The sequence below is a fragment of the Amycolatopsis sp. CFH S0740 genome (genome assembly GCF_004522315.1).
Lineage (GTDB): Bacteria > Actinomycetota > Actinomycetes > Mycobacteriales > Pseudonocardiaceae > Amycolatopsis > Amycolatopsis nivea.
This window is the reverse complement of sequence record NZ_SDLS01000008.1, coordinates 233,858-250,217: the sequence shown is the minus strand read 5'-3', so window position 1 is coordinate 250,217 and position 16,360 is coordinate 233,858. Positions and strand designations below refer to the sequence as shown.

Annotated in this window: 18 protein-coding genes; 10 read left to right on the top strand and 8 right to left on the bottom strand. The window is 69.5% G+C overall.

The window, feature by feature from the left end; translation table 11 throughout:
* Positions 1-11 precede the first annotated feature (11 nt).
* The 7 genes from pxpA to EIZ45_RS16750 are packed head-to-tail and all read left to right on the top strand — an operon-like array spanning position 12 to position 4,805.
* A complete protein-coding gene (pxpA, locus tag EIZ45_RS16780) occupies positions 12-734 on the top strand; it encodes a 5-oxoprolinase subunit PxpA (RefSeq protein WP_043840210.1) in 723 nt (240 codons plus the stop codon).
* A gap of 38 nt (positions 735-772) precedes the next feature.
* A complete protein-coding gene (locus tag EIZ45_RS16775; protein ID WP_037717008.1) occupies positions 773-1,021 on the top strand; it encodes an acetyl-CoA carboxylase in 249 nt (82 codons plus the stop codon).
* Positions 1,018-2,376, top strand: a complete 1,359-nt coding sequence (locus EIZ45_RS16770; protein ID WP_134663556.1) for an acetyl-CoA carboxylase biotin carboxylase subunit — start codon at positions 1,018-1,020, stop codon at positions 2,374-2,376. The genes EIZ45_RS16775 and EIZ45_RS16770 overlap by 4 nt, the downstream gene beginning before the upstream one ends.
* Positions 2,373-3,263: an allophanate hydrolase subunit 1 gene (locus tag EIZ45_RS16765; RefSeq protein ID WP_134663555.1), complete on the top strand. Its 891-nt coding sequence runs from the start codon at positions 2,373-2,375 to the stop codon at positions 3,261-3,263. Before EIZ45_RS16770 ends, EIZ45_RS16765 begins: the two co-directional genes overlap by 4 nt.
* Entirely contained in the window at positions 3,253-4,218 is a 966-nt protein-coding gene (locus EIZ45_RS16760) for a biotin-dependent carboxyltransferase family protein (protein ID WP_043840204.1), read from the top strand. The genes EIZ45_RS16765 and EIZ45_RS16760 overlap by 11 nt, the downstream gene beginning before the upstream one ends.
* Before the next feature lie 12 nt (positions 4,219-4,230).
* Entirely contained in the window at positions 4,231-4,416 is a 186-nt protein-coding gene (locus tag EIZ45_RS16755; protein WP_043840203.1) for a tautomerase family protein, read from the top strand.
* Positions 4,416-4,805 carry an SRPBCC family protein gene (locus tag EIZ45_RS16750; protein ID WP_205669960.1) on the top strand — a complete coding sequence of 130 codons (390 nt, stop codon included), beginning with the start codon at positions 4,416-4,418 and terminating at the stop codon, positions 4,803-4,805. The genes EIZ45_RS16755 and EIZ45_RS16750 overlap by 1 nt, the downstream gene beginning before the upstream one ends.
* A gap of 26 nt (positions 4,806-4,831) precedes the next feature.
* Here the strand turns inward: EIZ45_RS16750 and EIZ45_RS16745 are convergent, their stop codons facing one another.
* Positions 4,832-5,716 carry an MBL fold metallo-hydrolase gene (locus EIZ45_RS16745; RefSeq protein ID WP_134663553.1) on the bottom strand — a complete coding sequence of 295 codons (885 nt, stop codon included), beginning with the start codon at positions 5,714-5,716 and terminating at the stop codon, positions 4,832-4,834.
* 91 nt (positions 5,717-5,807) lie between these two features.
* Between EIZ45_RS16745 and EIZ45_RS16740 the strand changes: the two genes are divergently transcribed.
* From EIZ45_RS16740 to EIZ45_RS16730, 3 genes are read left to right on the top strand one after another with little or no spacing between them, the layout of a single operon-like run.
* Positions 5,808-6,005, top strand: a complete 198-nt coding sequence (locus EIZ45_RS16740; protein WP_037814852.1) for a hypothetical protein — start codon at positions 5,808-5,810, stop codon at positions 6,003-6,005.
* Positions 5,992-7,308, top strand: a complete 1,317-nt coding sequence (locus tag EIZ45_RS16735) for an amidase (protein WP_134663552.1) — start codon at positions 5,992-5,994, stop codon at positions 7,306-7,308. Before EIZ45_RS16740 ends, EIZ45_RS16735 begins: the two co-directional genes overlap by 14 nt.
* Positions 7,305-7,859: a TetR/AcrR family transcriptional regulator gene (locus tag EIZ45_RS16730; RefSeq protein WP_043840193.1), complete on the top strand. Its 555-nt coding sequence runs from the start codon at positions 7,305-7,307 to the stop codon at positions 7,857-7,859. Before EIZ45_RS16735 ends, EIZ45_RS16730 begins: the two co-directional genes overlap by 4 nt.
* On the opposite strand, the gene EIZ45_RS16725 is transcribed toward EIZ45_RS16730, so the two are convergent.
* The 7 genes from EIZ45_RS16725 to EIZ45_RS16695 all read right to left on the bottom strand — a co-directional run bounded on the left by EIZ45_RS16725 (position 7,856) and on the right by EIZ45_RS16695 (position 16,305).
* A complete protein-coding gene (locus EIZ45_RS16725; RefSeq protein WP_134663551.1) occupies positions 7,856-9,049 on the bottom strand; it encodes a GNAT family N-acetyltransferase in 1,194 nt (397 codons plus the stop codon). The two genes, EIZ45_RS16730 and EIZ45_RS16725, sit on opposite strands and share 4 nt — an antisense overlap.
* 71 nt (positions 9,050-9,120) lie before the next feature.
* The gene (gene xdhC / locus EIZ45_RS16720; RefSeq protein WP_134663550.1) at positions 9,121-9,945 is read right to left on the bottom strand and encodes a xanthine dehydrogenase accessory protein XdhC; all 825 of its coding nucleotides are present in this window, start codon (positions 9,943-9,945) and stop codon (positions 9,121-9,123) included.
* Positions 9,942-12,311 carry a xanthine dehydrogenase molybdopterin binding subunit gene (xdhB, locus tag EIZ45_RS16715; RefSeq protein ID WP_134663549.1) on the bottom strand — a complete coding sequence of 790 codons (2,370 nt, stop codon included), beginning with the start codon at positions 12,309-12,311 and terminating at the stop codon, positions 9,942-9,944. Before xdhB ends, xdhC begins: the two co-directional genes overlap by 4 nt.
* Positions 12,308-13,732 carry a xanthine dehydrogenase small subunit gene (locus EIZ45_RS16710; RefSeq protein ID WP_134663548.1) on the bottom strand — a complete coding sequence of 475 codons (1,425 nt, stop codon included), beginning with the start codon at positions 13,730-13,732 and terminating at the stop codon, positions 12,308-12,310. The genes xdhB and EIZ45_RS16710 overlap by 4 nt, the downstream gene beginning before the upstream one ends.
* Before the next feature lie 439 nt (positions 13,733-14,171).
* Positions 14,172-14,594 carry a DUF2871 domain-containing protein gene (locus tag EIZ45_RS16705; RefSeq protein ID WP_043840185.1) on the bottom strand — a complete coding sequence of 141 codons (423 nt, stop codon included), beginning with the start codon at positions 14,592-14,594 and terminating at the stop codon, positions 14,172-14,174.
* Positions 14,591-15,289 (bottom strand): ABC transporter ATP-binding protein, encoded by a 699-nt coding sequence (locus EIZ45_RS16700; protein WP_134663547.1) that lies wholly within the window; start codon positions 15,287-15,289, stop codon positions 14,591-14,593. Before EIZ45_RS16700 ends, EIZ45_RS16705 begins: the two co-directional genes overlap by 4 nt.
* On the bottom strand, positions 15,289-16,305 hold the full coding sequence (locus EIZ45_RS16695) for an ABC transporter permease (RefSeq protein WP_134663546.1): 1,017 nt from the start codon (positions 16,303-16,305) through the stop codon (positions 15,289-15,291). The genes EIZ45_RS16700 and EIZ45_RS16695 overlap by 1 nt, the downstream gene beginning before the upstream one ends.
* Between the last annotated feature and the right edge of the window lie 55 nt (positions 16,306-16,360).

Below are 16,360 nucleotides of genomic sequence, written 5' to 3'. Positions count from 1 at the left end.
GAACAGCACTCATGGTTGCCATCAACTGCGACATGGGCGAGGCCTACAGCATCTACCGCTGCGGCGACGACGAGGGCATCATGCCCTACATCACGGTCGCGAACGTCGCCTGCGGCTTCCACGCCGCCGACCCGGTCGTCATGCGGCGCACGGTCGCGCTGGCGCACGAGCATTCGGTGAAGGTGGGCGCCCACCCGTCGTTCCCGGACCGCGACGGGTTCGGCAGGCGGGAGCTGAAGATGGAGCCCGGGGAACTCACCGCCGCGGTGGTGTACCAGGTCGGCGCGCTGACCGGATTCCTTGCCGAGCACGGCATGCCGCTCAACCACATCAAACCGCACGGCGCGCTGTACGGCCTGGCCTCGCGGGACGAGACGGTCGCGCGGGCGATCGCCGAGGCGGCCGACGTCTTCGACGTGCCGCTCATGGGCATGGCCAACACCGTGCACGAGAAGGTGTGGGGCAAGCGCAGCCAGGGCTTCATCGCCGAGTACTACACCGACCTGGACTACCGTGCCGACGGTTCGCTGATCATCACCCGCGAGCACGTCGCCTACGACCCGGCGATCGCCGCCGAGCGGTCCGTGCGCGCGGTCACCGAGGGGCTCGCGACCTCTGTGGACGGTCAGGACATCCCGATGCGCGCCGACTGCATCTGCGTGCACTCCGACACTCCTGGCGCGGTGGATCTGGCGAAAAGCGTGCATGATGCGCTGACGCCCTACCTGACCTGAATCCCGAACTTGTCCCTACCGAGTGCGAGGTGACGCTGATGTCCCGTCTCGAAGTGGTTTCGCCCATTCCCGGGGTCTTTTACCGCAAGCCCGACCCGGACAGCCCGGATTTCGTGAAGCCCGGCCAGAAGGTCGGCGCGGACGACACGGTCGGGCTGGTCGAGGTGATGAAGTCCTTCTACCCGGTGCCCGCGGGCGCGGCCGGGACCGTCGTGGAGTTCGCGGCTGACGCCGAGGCGGTCGTCGACGCGGGCCAGCCGCTCGTAGTGCTCGAGGTGGACGCATGAAACGGCTGCTGATCGCCAACCGCGGCGAGATCGCGGTCCGGATCATCCGCGCGGCAGGCGACCTGGGAATCGAGACGGTCGCGGTCGTCAGCGAGGCGGACCGCAGCGCCGCGCACGCGCTGCTCGCCGACCAGGTCGTCCCGATCGGCCCGGCTCCGGCGACGAAGAGCTACCTGGTGGCGGACGCGATCCTCGCCGCGGCGAAGGAAACCGGCGCGGACGCGGTGCACCCGGGCTACGGTTTTCTGTCCGAGCGCGCGTCGTTCGCCGCGGCGGTGGCGGACGCCGGACTGACGTTCGTCGGTCCGGACGCCTCGGTCATCGAGCAGATGGGGGACAAGGTCCGGGCGCGGCAAGTCGCGCAGGCGGCCGGGGTGCCCACGGTGCCCGGGACGCCCGGCGGAGTGTCCGATGTGGCCGAAGCGGTCGCCGCGGCGGGCGAGATCGGGTATCCGATCATGCTGAAGGCGGCGGCGGGCGGCGGCGGTCGCGGAATCCGGGTCGTCGCGAACGAGGCCGAGCTGAAGGTCGCGTTCCCGCAGGCTTCCGGCGAGGCCGCGAGTGCGTTCGGCGACGGCCAGATGTATTTGGAGCGGTTCGTGCGGGCCGCGCGGCACGTCGAGGTGCAGGTGCTCGGCGACGGTTCCGAGACTGTGCACGTTTTCGAGCGCGAGTGTTCGCTGCAGCGGCGGCGGCAGAAGGTGGTCGAGGAGGCGCCGTCGCCGGGCATCGACGAGCGGATCCGGACCGAGATGACCGCCGCGGCCGTGCGGCTGTGCAAGGAGGTCGGCTACCGCAGCGCGGGCACCTGCGAGTTCCTCGTGGACGACGACACCGGCGAGTTCTTCTTCATCGAGATGAACACCCGGATCCAGGTGGAGCACCCGGTCACCGAGCTGATCACCGGGATCGACCTGGTCGCCGAGCAGCTGCGGATCGCGGCCGGGGAACCGTTGCGGTTCCGGCAAACGGACGTGACCAAGCGCGGGCACGCGGTCGAATTCCGGGTCTGCGCGGAAGACCCGGAGCGCAATTTCCTTCCCGGGCCCGGGAAGATCGGCGACGTCCGGTTGCCGGGCGGCCCGTGGGTCCGCACCGACACGTGGCTCGCACCGGGCAGCCAGGTCCCGCCGTTCTACGACTCCTTGGTGGCCAAGGTGATCGTGTGGGGCGACGACCGGCCGACCGCGTTGCGCCGGGCAAAGCGCGCACTGTCCGAATTGGTCGTCGAAGGCGTTCCCACCACCACGACGCTGCTCGTCGAACTTCTCGGGCAGCAATGGTTCGCCGACGGCGCGTTCACCACCGGCACGCTCGAAGAGTGGCTCACGAAGCGGGCGGAGGCAGGCGCATGAGCGGCGCGACTCCCGCCCGGTACAGCTGGGGCGGCGACGAGCACATTTTCGTCGAGCTGGCTGAGGAAATGAGCCTGCAGGCCAACTTTCGCGCAATGGCGATCACCACCTCGCTGCGCGAGAACCGGCCGGACGGCGTGATCGAAATCTGCCCGGCGAACGCGTCCTATCAGGTCCGGTACGACCCGGACGTCATCGAGCCGCGCACTCTGATGGCGTATTTGCGCGACATCGAGGAGAAGGTCGGCGACGCCGCGGACTTCAGCCTGTCGACGCGGGTGGTCGAGATTCCGGTGCTGTACCAGGATCCGTGGACGACTGAAACGCTGATGCGCTTCCGCGACCGGCATCAGGACCCGGACGCGACCGACATCGAGTACGCCGCGCGGATCAACGGATACGCCGGTGCGGAGGAATTCATCGCCGCGCACAGCGGTGCGCCGTGGTTCGTCTCGATGGTCGGGTTCGTCGCGGGGCTGCCGTTCATGTACCAGATGGTGCCCCGGGAACGGCAGATCGTCGTGCCGAAGTACCTGCGGCCGCGCACGGACACTCCTAAGCAGACAGTCGGCTACGGCGGCTGCTTCAGCTGCATTTACTCGGTGCGCGGCGCGGGCGGGTACCAGATGTTCGGCATCACGCCCGCCCCGATCTACGATCCGGCGCAGGAACTGCCGGACTTCGGCGAGTTCATGGTGTTCTTCCGGCCCGGCGACATCGTCCGGTTCAAGCCGATCGACCGGGACGCCTACGACGATCACGTCAAGGAGGTCGAGGCCGGGACGTTCCGGATCCGTTCGCGCCCGGTCGACTTCGGGCTGCGCGAGTACCTCGACGACCCGGACGGCTTCACCGCGGGACTGATGGAGGTGCTCCGTGCCGATTGAGGTCCGCCAGCCCGGACTGGCCACGACGATCCAGGACGCCGGCCGCAACGGCTATTACGACGTCGGCATCCCGCCCTCGGGGGCGCTCGACCAGTACTCGTACTCGGTCGCGAACCGCTTGGTGGGCAACGATCCCGGTGCGGCCGTGCTCGAGTGTGTCTACATGGGACCCGAGCTGCACTTCACCGAAGACACCGTCATCGCGATTACGGGTGCGGAACTTCCGCCGAAACTCAACGGCGAGGAACGGCCGCTGTGGGAAGCATTCGCGGTGAAAGCGGGCGATGTCCTCACGTTCGGGTTCTGCAAACGAGGCGCTCGCGCATATATCGCGGTGAGCGGCGGCGTTGACGTCCCCTTGGTGTTGGGCAGCCGATCCACCTACGGACTGGGAAAGCTCGGCGGGATCAGCGGAGCGCCGCTCGTCGCCGGAGACGTCATTCCGGTCGGTGCCGGCGCGGGCGTCGCCGGGCGTGCACTGCCGGAATCCTTGCGCCCGGCGTTGTCGAAGGAGATCGAAGTCCGGGTGGTGATGGGGCTTTACGACCACGTGCTCACCGACGCGGGCCGCGCGACGTTCCTGGACACCGACTGGACGCTCACCCCGGTCGCCGACCGGGTCGGTTTCCGGTACCAGGGCGCGCACTTGGAAACCAAGCCGCGCACTCCGCCGTTCGGCGCGGGACAGGACCCGTCGAACATCGTGGACGCGCCTTATCCGATCGGCTCGATCCAGGTTCCCGGTGGAGTCGAACCGATCATCCTGCACCGCGACGCGGTGTCCGGCGGCGGGTACATGATGGTCGGCACTGTCCTCAGCGGAGACCTGGACCTGGTGGCGCAGTCCGCGCCGAACACCCGCACCCGTTTCGTCGCGGTCGAGCTGGACGAAGCGCTCGCCATCCGCCGCGAATACCGGGCCCGCACCCAGCGGGCCGCCGAATCACTGAGCTGACAAGGAGTTCCCATGCCGCACGTCCAGATCGACTGGTTCCCCGGTCGCACCACCGAGCAGAAACGCGAGCTGGCCGAGGTGCTGACCCGCGAGATCTGCCGGATCGGCGACTGCGCCCCGGAATCGGTCGGCATCGTGTTCACCGACGTCGACACCGCGAACTGGGCGCGGGCGGGCAAGCTTTTCTCGGACAGCTGATGGCCGCCCTGCGCTCCCATGTCCTGATCGACGCACCCGCCGACGCGGTCTGGCAGGTGATCGGCGATCCGGCAGCGGTCGCCGACTGGTTCCCGTCGATGAAGTCCTCCACCGGCGACACCCGGCACCGCACCGTGGTGCTGGGGGACGGTTCGGTCCTGGAAGAGGCCGTCGTCACCCACGACCCGGCCCGGCGACGGCTGCAGTACCGGGTGACCGGCGGCGATCTCCCTGTCGCCGATCATCTCGGCACGGTGGACGTCCTGGAGATCGATCCAGGCCGGTCGATCGTCGTGTACAGCACGGAAATCTCGCCGGACTCGCTGGCCGACGCCTTCGACGGGGCGATCAGCGAAGCGGTCGCAGGCCTGCCGATCTACCTGTCCTGAGGTCCGTGAAGGACTCCTTGCGGGAATCAGATTCCCCCAAGGAGTCCTTCACGGCTTTCCACGAGCCGGTAGTTGGCCCCGCCCCGCACCAGGTGGCCGCCGGTGGGCGGGGTGAAGTGTGTGCCCAGTACGAGCGCGCGCGAATCGGCCAGTTCGGCGAGCAGGCGACGGCGGGTTTTCTCGGATTCCGCCGGGTCGATGTCCACCGACGCGCCGATCTCCGGGTGCGCGAACTGCACCGGATGGTGCACCGCGTCGCCGGTGATGAGCGCGGTTTCGCCGGCACTGCGCAGTTCGATCGAGACGTGCCCCGGCGTGTGGCCGGGCGTCGGCAGCAGCCGCACGCCGGACACGATTTCCGCCCCGTCCGCTGGGACGTCGACGAGGTCCAGCAGGCCCGCGCGTTCCACTGGCAGCACGGAATCCTCGAACATCTGCCGCCGCGGTTCGTCCATCGCGTAGCCCGCCCAGAACTCCCGCTCGGCGCGGGCGGTGACGTGCCGGGCGGAGGCGAACGTCGGAACCCATTCGCCGTCCTGCTCGCGGGTGTTCCAGCCGACGTGGTCGGCGTGCAGGTGGGTGAGCAGCACCAGATCCACGTCGTCCGGCGCGAACCCGGCGGCGGCCAGCGCGTCCAGGTATCCGGTGTCGAGCCCGTGCCACGCCGGGTTGGCGCGGGTCTTTCCGTTGCCGATCCCGGTGTCCACGAGGATCTTCATCCCGTCCTTCTCGAACGCGAAACTGTGGCTGTGCAAGCGGATCGCGCCGCCGTCGGCGAAGTCCGGCCGCAGCCAGTCCTCGCCCGAGACGACCCCGGCGGTCGCGCCGGGAAGCAGCCAGGGTCCGGTAGCGGCGGGGAATTCGATCTCGTCGATCCGGTGGACAGCGATCTCGCCGACGGTCCAGGACATGGGCAACGCCTCCTTAACGCAACATGTTTGCGTTAAGCCACGATAGTCGCTACTGTCGCTTAACGCAAACGCTTAGCTTTTAGGAGTCCTTGTGTCCGACCTGACCCCCGAGGAGGCGGCGAGCCTGGCCGCCCGAGCCGGATTGCCGCTGGCTGCTGCCCGGCATTCCGACGTCGCCGCCGTCGCCAACCACATCCACTCCGTGGTGACCGTCCTGCGCGACCTGGATTTCGGCGACACCCCACCGGCTTCCCTCTACCGCGCGGAGGAGAGCCATGTCGCTCGCTGACCTCACCCTCACCGAAGCTTCCGCCGCGATCCGGGACCGCCGGGTGTCGCCGATGGAGCTGGTCGAAGATGTCCTGGCGCGCATCGACGAGGTGGAACCCCGGCTGCACGCGTACGTCTCGGTGGACGCCGATCGGGCTCGTGCGGTAGCCGCGGAACTCGGCGACCTCCGCGGCCCGCTCCACGGCATCCCCGTGGGGTTGAAGGACCTGATCGACGTCGTCGGAACCGCGACCACTGCCAGTTCCCAAGTCCGTGCCGGACACCGCGCCGAGCGGGACAGCACCGTCGCTGCCCAGCTCAAGGCCGCCGGAACGGTCCTCCTCGGCAAAACCCATACGCACGAATTCGCTTACGGCCTCACGACTCCGCAGACGCACAACGCGCGCAACCCATCCCGGGTCGCCGGGGGTTCCAGCGGCGGTTCGGCAGTAGCCGTCGCCGCGGGTGCCGCGACCTTCGCCCTCGGCACCGACACCGGCGGCTCGATCCGGGTCCCCGCCGCGCTGAACGGAGTCGTCGGCCTCAAGCCGACTTACGGCCTCATCCCGCGGAACGGCGTGACGTCGGTGTCCTGGTCGCTGGACCATGTCGGCCCGATCACCCGTACCGTCGAGGACGCCGCGCTCGTACTGTCCGTCCTTATTGGACAGTCGTTCTCCCTTGGCGAAGACCTGACCGGCCTCCGCGTCGGAGTACCGGGCAACTACTACTTCGACCACCTCGACCCGGCAGTGGAAACCGCCGTCCGCGAGGCCATCGACCACCTCGTCGAACTGGGCGCGGAGCTGGTCGACGTCGAAATCCCGATGACCCGCTACCTCCAGGCGACGCACTGGGGCCTGATGGTTCCCGAGGCCACGGCGTATCACGAACGAAGCCTGCGCACCGCGCCCGACCAGTACACCGCCGACGTCCGCGTCCTGCTCGAAGCCGGCGAGCTGATGAGCGCGGGGGACTACCTGCGTGCCCAACGCGCCCGCACCCTCATGCGCCAGGAATGGACGCGGCTGTTCGACAAGATCGACGTCCTGGCCGCACCGACCGTCCCGACGACCGCCGTTCCCGCCGGACAGGAGACTGTCACCTGGTCTGACGGGAGCGTCGAAACAGTCTCGGACGCATACATCCGGCTCTCGGCCCCGGCGAACATCACCGGCGTGCCCGCCTTGACGCTCCCGATCGGCGACGATCCCGACGGGATGCCGATCGGCCTGCAACTCCTCGCCCGTCCGCACGGCGAGTCCGTGCTGCTGCGGACCGGACACGCACTGGAACGGGCGCGGCTTACAGTGGCACGGTGAGCCAGAAGCGGATGGTGCGCCCGGGCGGGCGCAGTGCGCGAGTCCAGGAATCGGTGCACGCCGCCGTCCGCGACCTGATCGCCGAATCGGGCCGGGACGCGCTGACCGTGCCGCAGGTCGCCGCCCGCGCGGGCGTCACGCCGTCGACGATCTACCGGCGCTGGGGCGACCTGCAAGAACTCCTGTCGGACGTCGCGGTCGAGCGGCTGCGCCCGGAAGCTCCGCCGGAGGACCACGGTTCGCTGGCAGAGGACTTGACGGCGTGGACCGAACTGTTCCTGGACGAAATGTCCTCGCCGGCGGGCCGCGCCTACATCCGCGACGCGCTGCTCGGCGATCCGGACGGCAGCAACGCCGGACAGTGCTCGGCGTACGCCGTCGACCAGGTGGAAGTGGTCCTGGCCAGGGCAGTCGCCCGGGGCGAGGCCGCACCGGCGGCGGAGACGGTGATGGACCGGGTGGTGGCCCCGATCATGTACCGGATCCTGTTCCGCCCGGACGGCCTCGACGCGGCGTACGCGCGCCGGTTGGCGGCGGAGGTGCTGGTTTAGAACCAGTGCACGCAGTGGGGCGCGCGGTCGGACCGGAACAGCGCGTCCGCCAACCCGGCCGCTTCTCCGCTGTGCGCCTGAACATGCCCAGCCCGCACGAGCACACTAGGCAAGGTCCCGCCGAGATAAATCGACCCGAGGTCGCTCACGTCCAGCGACAAGTCCGGCGCGAGGTCCGTTCGCACGCATTCCGCCTTCCCGTCGCGCACCGTGAGCCGGTACCGGCCGCTCTCCGCCAGGAACGGGTCCGTCACGTCGAGGACCAGCGACCCGTCCGTGAACCAACCACGACTGGTCAGGGCGCGCGGGATGTCCAGCAAACGCACCCAAAGCCAGTCCGTCGTGGTGGGCTCGCCCGCGCGCAGGTCCGCCAGCTGCCAGCGCAGCGGGTTCCCCGGCGGGAGGTGCCTGAAGTCGATCTTCTTCACCAGATCGTGCCCCAGCAGGTACTGGCTGAGCGAGGTGAAAGCTGCGTCGTCGACGGCGATGACCTCGTCGACGGTCAGGACGGTGTCGTTGACCAGGTAGCTCGCGTACCCGTCAGCGGTGCCGTCCGCGTCGCGGTGCACGGCGAGGTACCGCGGCTCCGGGCCGGTCGGCGGATGTCCCGCGCCCAGCGCCCACCAGCGGTGCGGTCGCGACAACGCGCCAGGCTGGGTGCGGCGGTAGCGGTCGTAGATCTCTTCCAGCAGCTCACCGCAGTCGACGCGGCGGAGCAGCTCGACGGAGCCGGTCGCGACCGGCGTACCTCCGCGTGGGGTGCCGAAACCGGAGCGGTGCCGTTCGACGGTCATCTGCTCCGTGTAGGTGGCCGGTCCGTAGCCGAACCGCCGGTAGATCACCGCTTCGGAGCAGAGCAGCACCGACAGGAACTCCCCGCGAGCACGGACGTCGGCGAGGTGTTCCTGCATCATCGCGCGGAGCACGCCCTGCCGCCGGTGCGTCGGCAGCACACCGACGGCGGTCACGCCGGCCGCGGAGGCGAGCACGTCGCCCGGAAGCGTGAGGTCGAACGAGTACGCGCCGGTGGTGCCGACCGGCTTCCCGTCCGGCGCGTGGGCGATCAAGCTCCGTTCGCTCTCGAAAGCGCCCAGGATCCCGCTGCCCGCCGAGTCGGGCCAGTACCGGCCGAACGCGGCCTGGACGGTGCTGAAGAAGAGCTCGTAGTCGTTGTTGCGCCGGATTTCCATCGCAGGAGGCCCCCAGGAGCTGACGGTGTCTCCCCGTATCCCAGTCGTGCTCCCGGGGGCAGGCAAGCGAATTACGCCTTAAGGGCTCCCGGCTGGACGCGCGCCTGGAATTTCTGCAGCAATGAAGCCGCGATGCTCACCGCGATCACCGCCGGTTCCTTCCCGGCCAGGTCCGGAAGCCCGATCGGCGTCGTGATCCGGGACAGCGCCGCCTCGTCGTGCCCGAGATCGGTCAGCCGCTTCCGGAACCGCGACCATTTCCCGGCGGACCCGATCAGCCCGATCGGCCCGCAGGTGCCGCTGCGCAGAGCCGCGTCGCACAGTGCGATGTCCTCGGCGTGGTCGTGCGTCATGATCAGCACGTGCGTGCCCGCGGGCAGTTCCGACAGCACCGTTTCCGGCAGCAGCGGGACCTGGTGGACGTGCACGCTGGCCACGGCGTCGTCGAGCACCGCCAGCCGTTCCGCAGTGAGCTGCTCGGGTCGGCTGTCGATCAGGTGCAGCGAAACCTCGTGCCGGGCGAGCACCCGCGCCAGTTCGAGACCGACGTGCCCGACCCCGAAGACCGCCACCGCCGGACGCACCGGAAGCGGCTCGAACAACAGCGTCATCGTCCCTCCGCAGCATTGCACGCCGTGCTGGTAAGGAGCCTTGTCGGACAACGAAAGCGTTTGCAGCACCGGCGCGGTCGCGTTGTCCCGCAACAGCTCCCGGGCCCGCTCGATCGCGACCGCCTCGGCGTTGCCGCCGCCGATCGTGCCGTGCGTTTCCGACGAGCCGACCACCATTTTCGCGCCGCCCTCGCGCGGGGTGTGCCCGCGCGAGGACGTCACGGTGACGAGCACGCCGGGCAGCCCCGCGTCCCGCAGGTGCTGGACCGCGCTGAGCCAGTTCACGGCTGGCCCACCAGATCCGGTACCTGCTCCTCGACCACCGGAGCGGCGGTGACGGCACGGTCGATCGCCCAGAACACGGCCTCCGGCGTCGCAGGCGAAGCGAGGTCGACGCTGTGCCCGGGCTCGCCGAACGCGGAGACCGCCTGCCGCAACGCTTCCCGCACCGCGAAGGCCAGCATCAACGGCGGCTCGCCGACCGCCTTCGAGCCGTAGACCGCGCCTTCTTCTGCGGCGTCGGTGAGCAGCGTGACGTTGAAGACCTCCGGCATCTCCGAAAGACTCGGCAGCTTGTACGTGCTCGCCGCCTGGGTCGCGAGCCGTCCGCGAGAGGGCCGGTCGGACTCGTCCCAGCGCAGGTCCTCCAGGGTCAGCCAGCCCATGCCCTGCACGAACCCGCCCTCGATCTGGCCGATGTCGATCAGCGGGGACAGGCTGTCGCCGACGTCGTGCACGATGTCGACCCGCCGCGTCCGGTACGCGCCGGTGAAGTCGTCCACCTCGACCTCGGCCAGCGCCGCGCCGTAGGCGAAGTACTTGAACGGGGTGCCGCTCATCGTGGCGGAATCCCAGCTCAGGCCCTCGGTCCGGTAGTACCCGGCCGCGGAAAGGTGCACTCGGTCGAAGTAGGCCGCGTGGACGAGTTCGTCCCAGCCGATCTCCTCGCCGGACGGGGTGCGCGCGGCGCCGCGGACGATCCGGACGTCGCTTTCGGGCACGCCGAGCTTGCCCGCCGCGACGGTGAGCAGCCGGTCGCGGATCTGCTCGCAGGCGTTCTTCACCGCGCCGCCGTTGAGGTCCGCGCCCGAACTCGCCGCGGTGGCCGAGGTGTTCGGCACCTTGTCCGTCCGGGTCGGGGCGAGGCGCACCTTCTCCGGCGGCACGCCCAGCGCGGTCGCGGCCACCTGCAGCATCTTCGTGTGCAGGCCCTGGCCCATTTCGGTGCCGCCGTGGTTGATCAGCACCGAGCCGTCCTTGTAGACGTGCACCAGCGCGCCGGCCTGGTTGAACGCGGTGAGGTTGAACGAAATCCCGAACTTCACCGGCGTGATCGCGAGGCCGCGCTTGGAATGCGCGTGCTTCGCGTTGTACGCCGCGATCTCGGCCTGCCGCTTTTCGGCGTCGCCCGAGTCCAGCAGTTGCTGCCAGATCCGGTGGATGCGTTCCGGGTGCCGCACCGGCATCCCGTACGGCGTCTCCTGGCCTTCGGAGTAGAAGTTGCGCCGTCGCAGTTCGGTCGGGTCGATGCCGAGCAACGGCGCGCAGCGGCCGAGGATGTCCTCGATCACCAGCATGCCCTGCGGCCCGCCGAAGCCGCGGAACGCGGTCTGCGACGTCTTGTTCGTCTTCGCGATCCGCCCCAGCGCGCGGACGTGCGGGATCCAGTACGCGTTGTCGACGTGGCACAGCGCGCGGGCGAGCACCGGTTCGGACAGGTCGAGGCTCCAGCCGCCGTCCGCGGTCAGCACGACGTCCAACGCCTGCAGCTTGCCGTCGGAGTCGAAGCCGACGCTCCATTCGGCGCGGAAACCGTGCCGTTTGCCGGTCATCGTCATGTCCTGGGTGCGGGTGAGCCGCAGCCGCACCGGACGTCCGGTGAGCGTCGCGCCGAGCGCGGCGACGGCGGCGTACCCGTGCGGCTGCCATTCCTTGCCGCCGAACCCGCCGCCCATCCGCAGGCTCTGCACGGTGACCTCGTGGCTGTGCTTGCCCAGCACGTGCGCCACGATGTCCTGCGTTTCCGACGGATGCTGCGTGCTGCTCTGCACGAAAACCTGGTCGGATTCGTCGACGTGCGCCAGCGCGCACTGGGTTTCCAGGTAGAAGTGCTCCTGTCCGGCGAAGTCGAATTCGCCGCGGAAAACGTGCGCTGAACTGGCCATCGCCGGGTCGACGTCGCCACGCGCCACCACTCGCGGCTCGCCCTGGAAACTGCCCGCGGCGATCGCGTCGGCGACGGTCACCAGCGACGGCAGCGCTTCGGTGTCCACCTCGACCGCCGCCGCGCCCAGCCGCGCCGCTTCCAGCGTCTCGCCGAGCACCCAGGCCACCGCATGGCCGTAGAACATGACCTCGGACGGGAACAGCGGTTCGTCGTGGTGCACGCCGGAATCGTTGACGCCAGGGACATCCGCTGCGGTGAGGACGCGAACCACGCCGGGTACGGCTTCCGCTGCCTCGGTGCGGATCGCGAGCACCTTCGCGTGTGCCTCCGCTACCTGTACGGGGTATGCGTGCAGGACGTCTTTCGTGCGGGCGACAAGGTCGTCGGTGTACAGCGCGGTGCCCCGGACGTGCGCGGCGGCAGCTTCGTGCGGACGGGCGATCCCGATGGACGGGCTTTCGGGGCGATCGGAAAGTGCACTCATGCTCGTGCTCCCTCAAGAGAGTCGGCGTGAAGTTTCAGCAGGCTGCGGCCCAACGTCGCGGCGCGGTAGGCGGCACTCGCGCGATGGTCGTCCATCGGCGTGCCCTCGCCGCGCAGGATTTCCGCTGCGGCGCGGACGGTTTCCTCGTTCCAGGACTGTCCGACGAGCGCCGCTTCGGTGTCTTTGGCGCGAATCGGCGTCGCGGCGACCCCGCCGAGGCCGATCTGCGCGGTGCGCACGAGACCGTCTTCGATGTCGAGCGCGAACGCGACGGCGACGCTGGAAATGTCGTCGAACCGCCGCTTGGCGACCTTGTGGAACGCGGTGGTTCCGGCCAGTGGCAAGGGAATCCGCACGGACCGGATCAGTTCGTCTTGCCGTCGCACACTCTGCCGGTATCCGGTGAAGTACTCGTCGAGCGGCACTTCGCGCTCTCCGTCCACAGAGGACAACACGACGCTTGCGCCCAGGGCGAGCAACACCGGTGCGGAGTCGCCGATGGGTGAACCGGTGCCGAGATTTCCGCCGAGTGTCGCGGTGTTCCGGATCAGCCGCGACGCGAACTGCGGAATCAGCTGGCTCAGCAACGGCACCCGGCCGTCGAGGCGGCGGTCCATTTCGGTGAGGCTCAGCCCGGCCCCGATTTCGATCGCGTCCGCGCCGATGTCCAGCACCTGCAGTTCCGGCACGCGGTCGATGGCGACGACGCACTCCGCCCGGACGCCGCGGATGTTCACCTCGACTCCCCAGTCCGTCGACCCGGCCACGAAAGTCGCGTTAGGACGGTCGTGGCGCAGTTGCAGTGCTTCGCTCCAGCTGGCCGGGCGGAGGTAATCCCGTCCGTCGTCGTGCAGTCGCGTCGCAACGGGTTCCGGCGCGCGGCAGGTGCGGCGCTGTGCCAGCGGATCCTCGGCCGGGGGAGCGCCGAGCGCGTGCGCGGCGTCGCGGATCGGCCGGTATCCGGTGCAGCGGCAGAGGTTTCCGCTCAGCGCGTGGATGTCGAAGCCGTTCGGCGCGTGCTCGTCGCCGGTCGCGGCGCGGTCGCCGCGGTAGTACTCGGCGGCCATGCTGCAGACGAACCCGGGAGTGCAGTACCCGCACTGGGATCCGCCGCGCACGGCCATTTCGTGCTGCACCGGGTGCAAGTCCTCAGTGGACCCGAGACCCTCGGCCGTCCACACTTCCTGCCCGTCCAGCGATCCGACCGGGGCGAGGCACGCGTTGATCGCGACCAGGTCCGTCGGGGATTCGACGCCGGGCCGCGCGACCAGGATCGCGCACGCGCCGCATTCGCCTTCGGCGCAGCCCTCCTTGCAACTGGTCAGGCCCTGTCCGCGGAGCCAGTCCAGTGCCGTGGTGTGCACGGGAACGGCGCCGATCGCGGTGCGTTTCCCGTTGACGGTCACCTCGGGGTCGACCATCGGAGTTCCTCTCGTCTTTTCTCGGCTGGGGCCACGGCCGCCGACGCGCCGGGTCGGCGCGGGTCAGGGGACCGTGGGAGGAGCGGCAACGGGAAAGCGATCCCGTGCGCGGAGCGTGACCGAGCGGAGACCGCTCAGTGCCGCGTTGGCCAGCCGTGCGCGACGCGCCCCTTGTTCCAAGCGGACTGGCGCGTGCGCTGACGGAGGTCGGCGAGCTGTCCGGAAGTCAGAAGCACGCGCACCTCCTCGAGAGCGAACGGAACGGACGGTGCGGGCGCACCGCCGTCGACGAAGCGTAACGCCGGTCTCAGCCCGAGACAAGGGCCGGGGTCGCCCGGAAGGAGGCCCGGGACGCGGGCGCGCCCGGCGACCTTCCGCCGCCAGTAAGTACGTGAGGGGACCCCTCAGGGAATCAGATTCCCTGAGGGGTCCCCTCACGTCATGCCTTCGACTCGGCGGGCTTCCCGATGCGGCCGTGGAGACCGGCGAACAACAGGACGAACGCGACCGTCAGCAGAATGTGCCCCAGGCCGGCGATCCCGGCGATCGCCGCGCCGGATTCCTTGCCCAGCACGGTGAGCGTGCCGTGCACGACCATTCCGCCGACCGTGACGAGCATCCCGGCGTGGTAAATCCAGAAGAACGGCGCGAACGACCTCGTCGCCGAGAGCGTGAACACCTTGTCCAGCACCAGGACGATCAGGAACACGAGCGTCCCGAGCGCGAGCAGGTGAGTGTGCACAATGGACAGCTGGGTGTCGCCGGTGAAGTGCTCCGCCTTGGTCAGCTCGCGGTAGTACAGCCCGCCGAGCAGGCCGAGGATCGTGTAGATCGCGGCGGCCCAGTAGATCTTCTTCGTCATCGGTTCTCCTCGGCGCCGGCCCGGGCCGGCTGGTGGATCCGTCCGTCGACGACCTCGTGCACCGAGTCGACCCCTTCGAGGTGGGAGCGGTCGTGGGTGACCAGCACGGTTGCCGTCGCCTGTTGATGCGTGATCGTAGTGAGCAGATCGATCACCGCCGCGCCGCGGTCCTGGTCCAGCGCGCTCGTCGGTTCGTCGACCAGCAGCACGGCGGGCTCGTTCATCAAGGCGCGCGCGATGTTGACCCGTTGCTGCTGTCCGCCGGAAAGACGGCCCGGCCGGTGCGTCGCGCGATCGGCCAGCCCGACCGCGTCGAGCAACTCCGCGGCCCGTTTCGCCGCCTCGCGGCGCGGCGTTCCGCTCAGGTGCGCCATGACTTCCAGTTGTTCCGCCGCGGTGAGCGACGCGAGCAGATTCGGTTGCTGGAACACGATCCCGATCTTGGTGCGCCGCAGTTCCGCCAGCGCGGCGCGGTCCAGATCAGTGGTGTCGACGCCGCCGACGACCACGCTTCCGCGATCAGGCCGGATGAGCGTCGCGGCGACGGCCAGCAGGCTCGATTTGCCGGACCCGGACGGTCCGACCACCGCGGCGACGCTCCCGGCGGGCACGTGGAGGTCGACCTGGTCGAGTGCGGTGAGGCGGGCATCGCCGTCGGGGTAGGTGAGGGTGATGCCGGACAGGTGCAGGCTCATCAGTGCGCTCCGGAGGTGAGGGCGGTCAGCGGGTCGACGGACGTGATGCGGCGGACCGCGAGCGCGGCGCCGAGCACCCCGAGGGCCACGAGCACCGCCGCCGGGCCGAGCAAGGTGCCCGCGCTGAGCATGAACGGCACCGTCCCGGACGCGACCGCTCCGAGCGCCGCGGCGAGCCCGGTCCCGAGCGCGGTCCCGCCGACCAGCAGCACGACGACCTGGCCGAGCGCGTCCCGCAGCAGGTACTTCGTCGTCGCGCCGAGCGCTTTCAGCACCGCGATGTCACGGCTGCGCTGGATTGTCCACACGGTGAAGAACGCGCCGATCACCAGCGCGGAGATCACGAACAGGAAGCCGCGCATGAGCTGGAGCGAGCCGTTTTCCGCCGAATACGAACCGATTGCGGACAACGCGTCGTCCTTCGTGACGGTCCGGGTGCCGAGGCGGGCGTCCGCGGCGGCGAGATCGGCGGACGGGTCGGTGGTCAGCGCGAGCATTGTCGCGTTTGGACCGGCGAGGTGCGTCCACACCACTGGGAGATGGCTGTAGGACGCGTCCCCGGAGATGGCGGACACGGTGACTTTCTGGCCTTGCAAGGTGAGCTGATCGCCTTCGCGGGCCTTCAACGCGTCAGCCGCCTCGGTGGACAGCACCGCGGTGCCCGGGCGCTGGGTTTGGACTCCGAACGCCGCCAAGGTCGCGGTGCGCTCGCCGACCGCCGCGCTGGCCGTGCTGATCGCGATCGGCTCCGCGCTGGTCACCCCCGGGACCCGGGCGTACTGCTCGGCTTGCGCACGGGTCACTGTGGACTGTCCGAACGAGAGCGATCCGCTGCCGGGCTCGGCGAAGACCAGATGGTCGGCCTTCAACCCGGTGATCGCGGACGTGCTCTGCGCGGCCAGCCCCGCGGTCAGCCCGGACAACAGCCCGACCAGCAACGTCATCAGCACGACGACGGTTCCCATCAACGCGAACCGCCCCTTGGCGAAGCGCAGATCCCGCCACGCGACGAACATGTGCGTCCCTTCCTTCTCGGTGTGCTTCCCAGCGTCGTCCGGCCGGGGATCGAGG

Excerpts from the sequence above, each read along its gene's own strand:
- pxpA (WP_043840210.1), top strand. The coding sequence starts at position 12 with ATGGTTGCCATCAACTGCGACATGGGCGAGGCCTACAGCATCTACCGC.
- EIZ45_RS16770 (WP_134663556.1), top strand. The coding sequence starts at position 1,018 with ATGAAACGGCTGCTGATCGCCAACCGCGGCGAGATCGCGGTCCGGATC.
- EIZ45_RS16710 (WP_134663548.1), bottom strand. The coding sequence starts at position 13,732 with ATGGTCGACCCCGAGGTGACCGTCAACGGGAAACGCACCGCGATCGGC.
- EIZ45_RS16705 (WP_043840185.1), bottom strand. The coding sequence starts at position 14,594 with ATGACGAAGAAGATCTACTGGGCCGCCGCGATCTACACGATCCTCGGC.
- EIZ45_RS16750 (WP_205669960.1), top strand. The coding sequence starts at position 4,416 with ATGGCCGCCCTGCGCTCCCATGTCCTGATCGACGCACCCGCCGACGCG.
- EIZ45_RS16755 (WP_043840203.1), top strand. The coding sequence starts at position 4,231 with ATGCCGCACGTCCAGATCGACTGGTTCCCCGGTCGCACCACCGAGCAG.
- xdhB (WP_134663549.1), bottom strand. The coding sequence starts at position 12,311 with ATGAGTGCACTTTCCGATCGCCCCGAAAGCCCGTCCATCGGGATCGCC.
- EIZ45_RS16765 (WP_134663555.1), top strand. The coding sequence starts at position 2,373 with ATGAGCGGCGCGACTCCCGCCCGGTACAGCTGGGGCGGCGACGAGCAC.
- EIZ45_RS16775 (WP_037717008.1), top strand. The coding sequence starts at position 773 with ATGTCCCGTCTCGAAGTGGTTTCGCCCATTCCCGGGGTCTTTTACCGC.
- EIZ45_RS16735 (WP_134663552.1), top strand. The coding sequence starts at position 5,992 with ATGTCGCTCGCTGACCTCACCCTCACCGAAGCTTCCGCCGCGATCCGG.
- EIZ45_RS16700 (WP_134663547.1), bottom strand. The coding sequence starts at position 15,289 with ATGAGCCTGCACCTGTCCGGCATCACCCTCACCTACCCCGACGGCGAT.
- EIZ45_RS16695 (WP_134663546.1), bottom strand. The coding sequence starts at position 16,305 with ATGTTCGTCGCGTGGCGGGATCTGCGCTTCGCCAAGGGGCGGTTCGCG.
- EIZ45_RS16725 (WP_134663551.1), bottom strand. The coding sequence starts at position 9,049 with ATGGAAATCCGGCGCAACAACGACTACGAGCTCTTCTTCAGCACCGTC.
- EIZ45_RS16745 (WP_134663553.1), bottom strand. The coding sequence starts at position 5,716 with ATGTCCTGGACCGTCGGCGAGATCGCTGTCCACCGGATCGACGAGATC.